We start from the raw sequence: 12,238 nt of genomic DNA on the forward strand, positions 1-12,238 counted from the left end.
GAAAAGCACTGGATGTCACTCCTTTCGCGTATTAGGGAAAATCGTATGTCTGCGTTACAGACAACAGGTATGGGAAACGACTATGTTCGTTTGAGCTATTCGTTTTGTTGTACCTGGTAAGGTCCGTTATTGCGAAATTTCGGACAAAGTTGGGTGGTACCACGGAAGCGATAACCTTTCGTCCCTCGCAAGCATGAACTTGTTTGCAGGGGATGGAAGGTTTTTTTTGTAACTTTAAATGTCAGAATGGTGTAAATTCCGAGAGGAGGATGACTAATGGGAGCTCAAATTCCAGAAGTACGATCGACAGATGAATTACGTGAAAAATGGATGAAGCCGGAGGTCATTAGCGGTTCCGAGATTCTGCTGAGAAGTTTGTTGCTTGAAGGTGTGGATTGCGTATTTGGTTACCCGGGTGGCGCAGTGTTGTACATTTACGATGCAATGTATGGTTTCGAGGATTTCAAACACGTCTTAACCCGTCACGAACAAGGTGCAATTCATGCAGCTGACGGATATGCACGTGCAAGCGGCAAAGTTGGTGTTTGTATCGCTACCTCCGGGCCGGGAGCAACCAATCTGGTTACTGGAATAGCCACGGCATATATGGATTCTGTGCCGCTGGTTGTCATTACGGGAAATGTTAATTCCAGCCTGATCGGCTCGGATGCTTTCCAGGAAGCGGATATTACCGGGATTACAATGCCGATCACCAAACACAGCTATCTGGTAAAAGATGTTAAGGATTTGTCGAGTATCATTCATGAGGCATTCCATATTGCCAACACCGGCCGTAAAGGTCCTGTACTGATCGACATTCCAAAAGATGTCTCAGCCAACAAAACCTTATTTGAACCGAGTACTGAACCTGTTACATTAAGAGGGTACAATCCACGGACAGTACCAAACAAACTGCAGGTTGACCGTTTGGCTCAGGCCATTCAGGAAGCAGAACGTCCAATGATTCTGGCCGGTGGCGGTGTGGTATACTCGGGAGGACATGAAGAACTGTTCGAGTTTGTTGAGAAGACAGGCATTCCGATTACGACAACCCTTCTGGGGCTTGGTGCATTCCCAAGTGGGCATGAACTATGGACAGGGATGCCAGGAATGCACGGAACATACACATCCAACCTGGCCATCCAACAGTCGGATCTGCTGATTAATATCGGCGCTCGATTCGATGATCGGGTAACAGGTAAGCTGGACGGATTCGCTCCACATGCCAAAATCGTCCATATCGATATTGATCCGGCTGAGATTGGTAAAAACATTGCAACCGATATTCCAATCGTTGGTGATGTGAAGACCGTACTTGAAATAGCCAACAAAGAAGTTGGACGTGCAGAGCGTGCAGATGCATGGAGAGACCAGATCAAACAGTGGAAACAAGAGAAGCCTTACAGCTATACGGATTCAGACGAAGTGCTGAAACCGCAGTGGGTTGTTGAAATGTTGAATGATACAACCAAAGGTGAAGCAATTGTAACTACGGATGTGGGACAACATCAGATGTGGGCAGCACAGTATTACAAGTTTAATCAACCACGTTCATGGGTAACTTCGGGTGGTCTCGGAACGATGGGCTTTGGATTCCCTTCTGCAATTGGTGCTCAGATGGCCAATCCGGACAGACTTGTTATCTCCATTAACGGTGACGGCGGAATGCAGATGTGTTCCCAAGAACTCGCAATCTGTGCAATTAACAATATACCGGTAAAAATTGTGATCATTAACAATCAGGTACTTGGAATGGTTCGCCAATGGCAGGAACTCATCTATGAGAACCGTTACAGCCACATTGATCTGGCAGGAAGTCCGGACTTTGTAAAACTGGCTGAAGCATATGGCGTGAAAGGATTGCGTGCAACGAATAAAGAAGAAGCAGCGCGTGCTTGGCAGGAAGCTTTGGATACACCAGGACCAGTCGTTGTAGAATTCGTAGTACGCAAGGATGAAAATGTGTATCCAATGGTTCCGCAGGGAGCAACAATTGATCAAATGCTGATGGGGGATGCTGACGAATGATTAGACATACGATTTCAATATTGGTAAACGATCAGCCAGGCGTCCTTCAGCGGGTATCAGGGTTGTTCGGTCGACGCGGATTTAACATTGAGAGTATTACAGTAGGTCAATCGGAAGAACCTGGACTCTCCCGGATGGTTATTGTTACCATTGGTGACGATAAAACACTAGAACAGATTGAGAAACAATTGTACAAAATCATCGATGTTATTAAAGTGGTAGATTTCAGCCTGAAACCGATGGTAGCCCGTGAACTCGCCCTGATCAAAGTGAAAGCAGAGCCTTCCGAGCGACCTGAAATTCTGGGTGTGGTAGAAACATTCCGCGCATCCGTTGTAGATGTTGGTCCAGGCAGCCTGATTGTGCAAGTAGTTGGAGATACGGACAAAATTGATGCTATGATTGAATTGCTCAAGCCATATGGCATTCGCGAATTGTCCCGTACAGGCATCACTGCATTGGTACGCGGCAACGTATAAAGCTATAATGAATGAAGAGGGACGACGGTTAGCTAACATATACAGTTGATCTTATGTGAGTGTCAGTCCCTTAACAGTTGTAATTTAACATTTTAGTGATGTAACGCTTGAAAATATAGCTACATTCCCGCATTAATGGGCGGGTGTCTGAACGGATCGGATCAGACCAGAGATGCTTTTGACACTCCAAGCGAGGCGGTCCCTTGAGACACCCGCTCATTAATGAAGGGTTCTTTACAATACAAAGGAGGACTTATAAACATGCCAGTAACTACTTATTATGAACAAGATGCAGAGCTTAACGTATTGAAAGGAAAAACGATCGCGGTAATCGGTTATGGTAGCCAGGGCCACGCCCAAGCTCAAAACCTTCGTGATAGTGGATTGAACGTAGTCATCGGACTTCGTGAAGGTAAATCCTTCGACACTGCAAAAAATGACGGATTTGAAGTTCTGTCCCCGGCTGAAGCAACAAGCCGCGCAGATGTAGTTCAAATCTTGCTGCCAGACGAAACTCAAGCTTCTGTATACAAAAACGAAATCGAACCAAACCTGAAAGAAGGCGCTGCATTGCTCTTCTCACACGGTTTCAACGTTCATTTCGGTCAAATCGTTGCTCCAAAAAACAGCGATGTATTGCTGGTAGCTCCTAAGTCCCCTGGTCACATGGTACGTCGTACTTATGTGGAAGGTTTTGGTGTACCAGGCCTGATCGCGATTGAGCAAGATGCAACGGGTAAAGCAAAAGAAATCGGTTTGGCTTATGCTAAAGGTATCGGTTGTACACGCGCAGGGGTTATCGAAACTTCCTTCCGTGAAGAAACAGAAACAGATCTGTTCGGTGAGCAAGCTGTTCTGTGTGGTGGTGTGAGTGCATTGGTAAAAGCTGGATTCGAAACATTGACAGAAGCGGGTTACGCTCCTGAAATGGCATACTTCGAATGTCTGCACGAACTGAAGCTGATCGTTGACATGATGTATGAAGGCGGACTTTCAAGCATGCGTGATTCCATCAGTAACACAGCTGAGTACGGTGACTATGTAACTGGACCTCGCGTTGTAACTGAAGATACGAAGAAAGCAATGAAAGAAGTACTGACGGATATCCAACAAGGTAAATTCGCACGTGACTTCATTCTGGAAAACCAATCCGGACGTGCATTCTTGACAGCAACTCGTCGTAACGAAGCTGAACACCCAATCGAAGTGGTTGGCGGACAATTGCGTGAGATGATGCACTGGATCAAGAAGTAAGCATTAACTTCTAGAACATGCACTTAAAGGTATTCAAGTAAACTTAGAGCTTTAACTGGGAATAGCGGCCGTGCTTATGCGTGAGCCGCTATTGCTGGTTTCAGAGAAACATATAATAACAAGTACAGGAGGTGCGAAGCGTGCGTAAAATCTATGTATTTGACACAACGCTGCGTGATGGAGAGCAATCCCCGGGAGTCAATCTGAACACTCGTGAAAAGGTGGAAATTGCCCATCAGCTCGAGCGGCTTGGCATTGACCGGATGGAAGCGGGTTTCCCCGCGGCATCTCCAGGTGACCTGGCAGCTGTCAATGCAGTAGCAAATGCAGTCAAAAATGTGACTGTAATTGGCTTGTCCCGTTCCAGAGAACAAGACATTGATGCGGTTAAGGAAGCACTTAAAGGTGCACAGGACCCATGCATTCACGTTTTCCTGGCAACTTCACCCATTCACCGCCAGCATAAATTGCGCATGGACAAAGCGCAGGTACTGGATACAGCTCGTTCCGCGATTCGTTATGCCAAGAAAACATTCTCGAAGATTGAATTCTCACTTGAGGATGCAGGTCGTACCGAGTATGATTTCCTCGTGGAAATGGTGAATATGGCTGTTGAAGAAGGTGCAGCCGTCGTGAATATTCCGGATACGGTTGGTTACCTGAGCCCATATGAATACGGCAACATTTTCAAACACCTCAAGGAGAATGTACACGGTATTGAAAAGGTACAGCTGAGTGCCCACTGTCATAATGACTTGGGTATGGCGACGGCCAATACACTTGCAGCCATTCTCAATGGAGCCGATCAGATCGAAGGCACGATCAATGGCATTGGTGAACGTGCCGGGAACACGGCGATCGAGGAAATTGCTATGGCACTGGAGACACGTCAGGAATTTTTCCAGGCGAAAACTTCGCTGCAGTTGTCTGAGATTGCACGGACCAGTCGTTTGGTTAGCCGTTTGACAGGTATGGTTGTACCTGGAAACAAAGCCATTGTTGGGGCAAATGCCTTCGCACATGAATCCGGCATTCACCAGGATGGCATGTTGAAGGAAAAAACAACGTATGAGATTATGACTCCAGAGTCCATCGGTCTGAAGGAAAGCAAACTTGTACTGGGTAAACATTCTGGTCGACATGCTTTCCGTGAACGGTTGATTGATCTGGGATATGAGCTGGAAGAAGAAGCATTGAATCGTGCTTTCGCCCAGTTCAAAGATCTGGCTGATAAGAAAAAAGAAGTGACTGACGAAGATCTGCTTGCCGTAATTGAAGAGAAATTGCAGGATGCACCTGAGGTGTATAAACTGGAATCCATCTTCGTAACTTACGGAGATGAATCGATACCAACAGCCAAAGTCCGCATTGCGACGCTTGACGGGGATACAATTGAGAAGCAAGCAGAGGGTAACGGATCGGTAGATGCAATCTACAATGCGATTGACCAAGTAAGCGGGGAAGACGTAACGCTGTCTGACTATTCCATCAAATCGGTAACACATGGTAAGGATGCATTGGGTGAAGTACATGTTGTGCTGACTCAGAATCAGGTTTCGGTACAAGGACGTGGCGTAAGCACAGATATATTGGGTGCAAGTGCACGTGCCTATGTAGACGGCCTGAATCAATTGATTGAGAAGCGCAAGACTTATACGAACCGTGTAAACGTTAACCTGTAGGCTCCGATGTAAGGAGCACGCAGCCTTCTTTGAACTTAACTATAAGCCGAGACACATGTATGCTGCTAGAATGATTAATCTTTAATTTAATTAATTTAGTAGATCGTTCGGCTTACTTTGTTACGTTCAATGAGGTACGTAAAAAGTCTGACTCTCCTGTGGAGGGTCAGACTCTTTTGCTTATATTTATATGATTATGGCAGTAAAACACAGAACCTATTCAACGCTTACCTATTGCATTGGCTTACACTATTAAGCTATTACCACGCGTATGCATTAGGTGCATGTCCACCTGGACCCGGGAAAATCTCATCCAGACGTTTGAGCACAGCTTCATCCAAAGTCACGTCCAGACATTTGAGTGCGGTCTCAAACTGCTCCAGTGTACGCGGTCCGATAATCGGGGCGGTCACTGCCGGATTGGCTGCAACCCATGCCAAAGCCACCGTATCCTGTGGTTCACCGAGATCACGACAGAGTGCAGCAAAGTCTTCAAGCTGAGTTTGCTGCTGCTCGATCCGTCCAGCGATGCTCCCGCTGCGTGTTCCTTCCAGCTTCTGCAGAGCGTTACGTCCCAGTAATCCACCATCCAGTGGACTCCATGGAATGACGCCGAGGCCCAGCTCTTTGGCAGCGGGCAGTACTTCCAACTCAGGCAAACGACAGTTGAGACTATATTTATGTTGCTCCGAAACCAGGCCGAGGAAATGACGATTCTTGGCTTCGCTTTGAGCAATTGCAATCTGCCATGCAGCAAAGTTACTCGATCCTACATAACCGATTTTACCCTGATGAACGGCATTCTCAAATGCACCCCACAGTTCATTCCATGATACGGCTGGGTCTACATGATGCATCTGGTATAGCTCGATATGATCGGTCTGTAAGCGGCGGAGGGAACCCTCCAGATGCCGTCTGATTTTGTAGGCGGAGAGGCCAGCTTCGTTGTTGGGGCCGTCTGTATCATCATGCATGGAGCCATAGACTTTGGTGGCCAGAACCACTTTCTCACGCCTGCCACCACCCTGGTTGAACCAGCGTCCGATAATTTCTTCGGTAAGACCGGAATTCTCTCCCCAGCCGTAGATGTTAGCGGTATCAAAAAAGTTCACGCCTGCGTCAAGTGCTGCGTCCATAATGCGAAAAGCTTCTTTTTCATCTGTAGCAGGCCCAAAATTCATGGTACCGAGACAGATTCGGCTGACCTTGAGGCCTGATTTACCCAAATACGAATATTGCATGTTGCTTATCCCTCCTGCGTACCTGATTTGAATTCAGCTATATTTTACCCCACCGGGAGGTCAGGAACAACTTGTGCCGGCTAATCTCTATTAGCTTATAGGTAAAATCTATTAAAGTCATAGATTGTATATCTTGGTCAAATGACCTTGGAATATGATACAAAAGAGAGAGTTAATATGAGACGTTACTTTATGAATAATTAATGAATGAAATATAAGGAGTGGACAACCCAATGGCAGACGTAAAAAAAATTGCAGTTATTGCAGGTGACGGAATTGGCCCAGAAGTCGTAGCTGAGGCTGAGAAAGTTCTTAAACGTACGGAGAAAGTATTCGGTTATCGTTTTGAGACAGAACATGCACTGTTTGGCGGAATCGCGATTGATGAGAAGGGTACACCTCTTCCTGAAGAAACACTGAGCGTATGTAAAAGTGCAGATGCAGTCCTGCTTGGAGCGGTTGGTGGTCCAAAATGGGATAACAACAGCAAAGAGCTTCGCCCGGAAACAGGCCTGCTGGGTATTCGCAAAGCACTTGGATTGTTCTCCAACCTGCGTCCGGCTGTCGTATTTGATTGCTTGAAGGATGCTTCAACGCTGAAGCCTGAAGTACTGGAAGGTACAGATCTGATGGTGGTACGTGAGTTGACAGGTGGGATCTACTTCGGAGAGAAGTTCAGACGTGAAAGTGCACAGGGCGAAGAGGCTGTGGATACATGTGCATATAATGTAACAGAAGTGGAGCGGATCGTTCGTCAGGCTTTCGAAATTGCGCAAGGACGTCGCAAAAAGCTGGCTTCTGTAGACAAAGCCAATGTATTGGAAACTTCTCGCCTCTGGCGTGAAGTCGTGAACCGGGTAGCACCGGATTATCCGGATGTTGAACTGGAGCATGTGCTGGTAGACAACTGCGCGATGCAATTGCTGCGTCGTCCGTCCAGCTTCGATGTCATCGTAACGGAAAACATGTTTGGAGATATTTTGAGTGATGAAGCAGCGATGTTGACAGGTTCCATCGGTATGCTCGCATCTGCATCACTGGGAGAGGGTAGCTTCGGACTCTATGAGCCGGTACACGGTTCTGCACCGGATATCGCAGGTCAAGGCCTCGCTAATCCGATTGCAACCATTCTCTCTTTGGCATTGATGTTCCGTACAACCTTTGGTTATACAGAAGGTGCGGATGCCATTGAAGCGGCTGTATCGGATGTATTGAACGCAGGACACCGCACAAGTGATATTGCTGTAGACAAGAGCACAGCGATCAGCACGACCGAAATGGGCGATTTGATCGTGGCGGCTATTCAGAAACAGGCGTAATTATATTACCAACTACAGGCAGCCCTTTGTTTCCAGTTATGGAATGTACAGAGGGCTGTTCCTTTATCATTTTTGCCACGAAAAATCCTTATTTATAATGATTATAAAAAAATAATGTTTATAATCTTGACTTTGGGAAGTCCGGATGATAACATTTTACTTGTACTTGTTATCAAGTATCAAATCATTTTAATTACAGGAAAAGCGTACGCGTTTTTCTTGATGATGAGCAATCCGCAAGGATGCTTACATAATCCCAAAGGAGGAATTTTTAGTTATGGCAGAACGTTTGGTAGGTAGACCAGCACCGGATTTCGCAATGGAAACAGTATCGGGAGACGGACAAGACTTTGGTTCCGTTAAACTGTCCGATTATCGTGGCAAATGGCTTGTATTCTTCTTTTATCCTTTGGACTTCACATTTGTGTGCCCAACTGAAATTACAGCTTTGAGCGTTGCTTCCGAGCAATTCAAAGCTTTGGATACAGAAATCCTTGGCGTGAGTGTAGACTCCGTACACAGCCACAAAGCATGGATCAATACACCTGTAGACAGCAATGGTCTGGGTCAATTGAACTTCCCACTGGCTTCCGATATCACGAAGCAAGTGGCTAAAGATTACGGCGTTCTGATCGAAGAAGAAGGCGTAGCATTGCGCGGTCTGTTCATCATCGATCCAGAAGGCGAATTGAAATATCAAGTAGTTAACCACAACGATGTAGGCCGTAGTGTTGAAGAAACACTTCGCGTACTGCAAGCACTGCAATCCGGCGGATTGTGTGCAATGAACTGGAAACCAGGCGACACTAACCTGTAAGCCAGATTAACTTGAACGGTTTTTGTTCAAGCCCTCATCCCGTTAGGGATTGAGGGCTTTTTGCACCCTTTTGACGGAAGTTATCACGAAGTTAATCAAAAGTGTTTGAACAAGCAGCTAAGCGTGTTAATAATATATTAGAAGAAAGTCTTCTTTTTATCTGTTGAAAGAGGAATTGATGGCCTTTAAGGCGAATAGGGTATGGAAACCCGGTAAATATTCCGGTGCTCTGCATTTATAATCTGTACATGAATGTGATACACTGATGGAACTATTCCTTTTCGGAAGTGCTGGAAGTGTACGGGATGGCATTTTAACAAAAAAGTCCCGGCACGAATAAGGAGGGTGAACAAAAATGAGTTACTGTTGTGGGGCAAGTATGGTTGGAACGAAGGGCACGCTGAAGCATTACCGCACCCAGGTTCATAATGTTCCCCTGCTGTTTTGCCCGGTGTGTCACCGGGTTGAGGTGCATTATAAAGTGGAAAACGAATACGAAATTCTGGCTGAATATGCGCATGGAGACGGTGCATCCGAGATTGACTTTCAAGATTATGTTACAGAAGATGAGGATGCGATTTTTGAAAACTGTGTAAACCGTGAGAGCGAGGATGCCATGGTCATTGTGCAACGCCAGATTGATATGGCTCTGGATTTGCTAAGGCTCGCGAAGGAAACCAAAGACGAGAAGTGGGAAAGCGAACTTAAACGTCGATTAGCTGTGATGAGTCAGCGCAGACTGAAAATTCAGCATAATAAGACCGGACTATAGATGAACTTGGATATATCACAAATTAAAGATATTAAAAACGAAGCTGATTTGCCTATTGGGGTGAAACGGCTTCGTTTTTGTGCTGTATTCTGGAACTAATTCGAGGTTTTTTTTAAAATAATTTCCATTCGACACTTTCTCCGATTGACTCTCTTCTATAAACTTGTCTATGATAAAAACAGACTTGCAAAAGAGGCGGAGCAAAAAATGTTCGTGTTTGGGAATAGGAGAAGGTCAGAATGGGACAAACGTATATGATTTTCCGGATCAACTGTTGGTTACCGGGAATAGACCAGCATGAGTTCCGGCCATGCCATCCATATTTTCGGCTCAGCCCCCCAACGAAAGGGCACCGGTAATGAAAAATAAAATCGGCCCTTCCTGTTTCTGTGATGATATGATGTCCGAATGGCAAGTTTATCATTTACGTGAAAAGGAGGAACCTGACATGATTAGTGAATTTCAGGATACAGTGCCTCAACCAACGGATGGATTCCCGCCTGTGCATCTGGATAACAACAAGTACGAGAATGTACTGGAACATCTGGATAGCGGTATTATGTTGTTTGACAGTCACGGTGTATTGACGTTTATTAACGTTCAGATGGCAAAGTTGTTGGAACTTCCAAGAAGTCTGTTGAGCGGCTGCACCCTGATGCAAATGCTGCATCATCCACAGATGAGCCGATTCAAGAAAAAGAAAATTTTACGAATCTATCGGGAAACTATTTTTCACCGTAAGCGCTATCATGAATTGATTGATGAATACGGAAGGCATTGGCTGGTTACTGTGACGTACGGTGATCAGATGGATGGCGACTTCTTGTTCAGCGTCAAAGATGTATCTGATTATAAACAAATTGAACAGACCGCTTATCAAAATGACAAACTTGCGATGCTGGGGCGAATTTCAGCATCTATTGCTCATGAAATTCGTAATCCGTTGACTGCAATCCGTGGGTTCATCCAACTGCTCAGGCCCCATTTGCTGCAGCTCGGCAAAGACGAGTACGCTCGAATCATACTGACGGAGATTGATCGGGCGAATGACATCATCTACGAATTTTTGAATTCTTCCAAACCGTCAGCTCCACAGAAGACCGTGATGTCCGTCGACTCTTTGCTCAAAGAGGTGGTCTTGCTGACCGAAAGCGAAGGGTTGATGAAGGGATGCGAGATCGTACTGGATGAAGGGGATGCCCCGCTGAATGTATCCATTGATGTCAAACAGATTAAGCAGGTTATTTTGAATATGGTGAAAAACGCAATGGATGCCATTGAGGAAGTCGGCGAAGAACACACGGGTCTAATTCGAATATCTACCGCCACGGAAAACAAGTTCGTGCAGATCTCCATTGCGGATAACGGTCATGGGATGGACCATAACACGCTTGTACGTCTGTTTGATCCATTCTTCACGACCAAGGAGAGCGGAACGGGGCTTGGACTTTCGGTGAGTTACCGGATCATCAAGAACCATGGAGGCACCATCTCTGTGGATAGCAAAAAGGGCGAAGGCACGCGGTTTATGATTATGTTACCCTTGGTATATTGAAAAAAGCGGGGAGTTAAGGAGTTGGCCATTTGCCAACTCCTTTGTTTTATGTTGCCAATAAGGGTTATAGTTAGTAATGAATGCGAATACATAAGCTCCATAACGGAAGGATGAGATGCAGATGGAAATCCAAGGAATGGAACGAATGAATCAACAACTGATGGATCATGTGGGAAAAGTGATTGTGGGAAAAGAGCATACCATAGAGCTGGTGATGACAGCGATCATAGCGTCAGGACATGTGCTGCTGGAGGATGTACCGGGTACTGGGAAAACGATGCTCGCCAAATCGGTAGCCTCTTCATTGGACTGCACATTCCAACGGATACAGTTTACACCGGACTTGCTGCCCTCTGACTTAACAGGGATTCATTTTTTTAATCAAAAAGAAGGTGATTTTGAATTCCGACCCGGCCCCTTATTTGCCAATCTTGTACTAGCTGATGAGATTAACCGTGCTACACCGCGTACACAATCAAGCTTGCTGGAGTGTATGGAAGAGCGCCAGATCAGTATCGATGGTTCAACGAGACAGCTGGAACGGCCATTCATCGTTATCGCCACCCAGAATCCTGTAGATAACCAGGGAACTTTTCCGCTACCTGAAGCGCAGATGGATCGTTTTATGATGAAAATTCGTATGGGTTATCCAAGCAGTGAAGAGAGTGTAGAAATTTTGAGACGTACGGTAGCCAGTCGTTCTGTTGATGATCTCTCGGCAGTGATCAGTCGTGAAGAACTTTTGAAGGCACAGGATACGTATAAAACAGTGCAAATTAACGAAGATTTGCTACGATATATCATTCAGTTAACCGAAGCGACAAGGCAACATCCCGAGCTCTCGCTTGGCGTAAGTCCACGAGGGGCTCAGGCATTACTCAAGGCAAGTCAGGCATGGGCTGCACTGCATGGCAGAGATTTTGTTTTGCCTGATGATATTAAAGTACTGGCGGAACCTGTGCTGGCCCACCGACTGGTATTCCGTAACCGCATCAGACAACAAGAGGGCTTGGCTGAGCGTATCATCCAGGAACTTCTGAATCAGACAGAAGTGCCTACGGAGAATCTCGCTACAAGCGGGCGTTAATCTT

The 12,238-nt window shown here is 45.9% G+C and carries 10 protein-coding genes; 9 read left to right on the forward strand and 1 reads right to left on the reverse strand.

The window, feature by feature from the left end; genetic code table 11:
- The first annotated feature begins 276 nt into the window (after window positions 1-276).
- The 4 genes from ilvB to MKY66_RS08805 all read left to right on the forward strand — a co-directional run bounded on the left by ilvB (window position 277) and on the right by MKY66_RS08805 (window position 5,443).
- Window positions 277-2,028 carry a biosynthetic-type acetolactate synthase large subunit gene (gene ilvB / locus MKY66_RS08790; RefSeq protein WP_036610160.1) on the forward strand — a complete coding sequence of 584 codons (1,752 nt, stop codon included), beginning with the start codon at window positions 277-279 and terminating at the stop codon, window positions 2,026-2,028.
- Window positions 2,025-2,507 (forward strand): acetolactate synthase small subunit, encoded by a 483-nt coding sequence (gene ilvN / locus MKY66_RS08795; protein ID WP_024628317.1) that lies wholly within the window; start codon window positions 2,025-2,027, stop codon window positions 2,505-2,507. Before ilvB ends, ilvN begins: the two co-directional genes overlap by 4 nt.
- Before the next feature lie 261 nt (window positions 2,508-2,768).
- Entirely contained in the window at window positions 2,769-3,761 is a 993-nt protein-coding gene (gene ilvC, locus MKY66_RS08800) for a ketol-acid reductoisomerase (protein ID WP_036669754.1), read from the forward strand.
- 140 nt (window positions 3,762-3,901) lie between these two features.
- Window positions 3,902-5,443, forward strand: coding sequence for a 2-isopropylmalate synthase (locus tag MKY66_RS08805; RefSeq protein ID WP_076209215.1), 1,542 nt, complete (start codon window positions 3,902-3,904; stop codon window positions 5,441-5,443).
- Window positions 5,444-5,703: 260 nt separating this feature from the next.
- Here the strand turns inward: MKY66_RS08805 and MKY66_RS08810 are convergent, their stop codons facing one another.
- Window positions 5,704-6,684, reverse strand: a complete 981-nt coding sequence (locus MKY66_RS08810) for an aldo/keto reductase (RefSeq protein WP_076209214.1) — start codon at window positions 6,682-6,684, stop codon at window positions 5,704-5,706.
- A 233-nt stretch (window positions 6,685-6,917) separates the two neighbouring features.
- Here MKY66_RS08810 and leuB point away from each other — a divergent pair, with 233 nt between their 5' ends.
- The 5 genes from leuB (at window position 6,918) to MKY66_RS08835 (ending at window position 12,234) form a co-directional block, all read left to right on the forward strand.
- Window positions 6,918-8,003 (forward strand): 3-isopropylmalate dehydrogenase, encoded by a 1,086-nt coding sequence (gene leuB / locus MKY66_RS08815; protein ID WP_076209213.1) that lies wholly within the window; start codon window positions 6,918-6,920, stop codon window positions 8,001-8,003.
- Window positions 8,004-8,280: 277 nt separating this feature from the next.
- Window positions 8,281-8,820 (forward strand): peroxiredoxin, encoded by a 540-nt coding sequence (locus tag MKY66_RS08820; protein WP_036610146.1) that lies wholly within the window; start codon window positions 8,281-8,283, stop codon window positions 8,818-8,820.
- 355 nt (window positions 8,821-9,175) lie between these two features.
- Window positions 9,176-9,592: a hypothetical protein gene (locus MKY66_RS08825; RefSeq protein WP_017689649.1), complete on the forward strand. Its 417-nt coding sequence runs from the start codon at window positions 9,176-9,178 to the stop codon at window positions 9,590-9,592.
- 448 nt (window positions 9,593-10,040) lie between these two features.
- The gene (locus MKY66_RS08830; protein WP_076209212.1) at window positions 10,041-11,147 is read left to right on the forward strand and encodes a PAS domain-containing sensor histidine kinase; all 1,107 of its coding nucleotides are present in this window, start codon (window positions 10,041-10,043) and stop codon (window positions 11,145-11,147) included.
- A gap of 145 nt (window positions 11,148-11,292) precedes the next feature.
- Window positions 11,293-12,234, forward strand: a complete 942-nt coding sequence (locus MKY66_RS08835; protein WP_253506974.1) for a MoxR family ATPase — start codon at window positions 11,293-11,295, stop codon at window positions 12,232-12,234.
- Window positions 12,235-12,238: the final 4 nt, after the last annotated feature.

This window comes from Paenibacillus sp. FSL R5-0766, from assembly GCF_037971845.1.
Lineage (GTDB): Bacteria > Bacillota > Bacilli > Paenibacillales > Paenibacillaceae > Paenibacillus.

Coding starts and splice junctions, on each gene's coding strand:
- ilvB (WP_036610160.1), top strand. CDS start 277: ATGGGAGCTCAAATTCCAGAAGTACGATCGACAGATGAATTACGTGAA.
- ilvN (WP_024628317.1), top strand. CDS start 2,025: ATGATTAGACATACGATTTCAATATTGGTAAACGATCAGCCAGGCGTC.
- ilvC (WP_036669754.1), top strand. CDS start 2,769: ATGCCAGTAACTACTTATTATGAACAAGATGCAGAGCTTAACGTATTG.
- MKY66_RS08810 (WP_076209214.1), bottom strand. CDS start 6,684: ATGCAATATTCGTATTTGGGTAAATCAGGCCTCAAGGTCAGCCGAATC.
- leuB (WP_076209213.1), top strand. CDS start 6,918: ATGGCAGACGTAAAAAAAATTGCAGTTATTGCAGGTGACGGAATTGGC.
- MKY66_RS08820 (WP_036610146.1), top strand. CDS start 8,281: ATGGCAGAACGTTTGGTAGGTAGACCAGCACCGGATTTCGCAATGGAA.
- MKY66_RS08825 (WP_017689649.1), top strand. CDS start 9,176: ATGAGTTACTGTTGTGGGGCAAGTATGGTTGGAACGAAGGGCACGCTG.
- MKY66_RS08830 (WP_076209212.1), top strand. CDS start 10,041: ATGATTAGTGAATTTCAGGATACAGTGCCTCAACCAACGGATGGATTC.
- MKY66_RS08835 (WP_253506974.1), top strand. CDS start 11,293: ATGAATCAACAACTGATGGATCATGTGGGAAAAGTGATTGTGGGAAAA.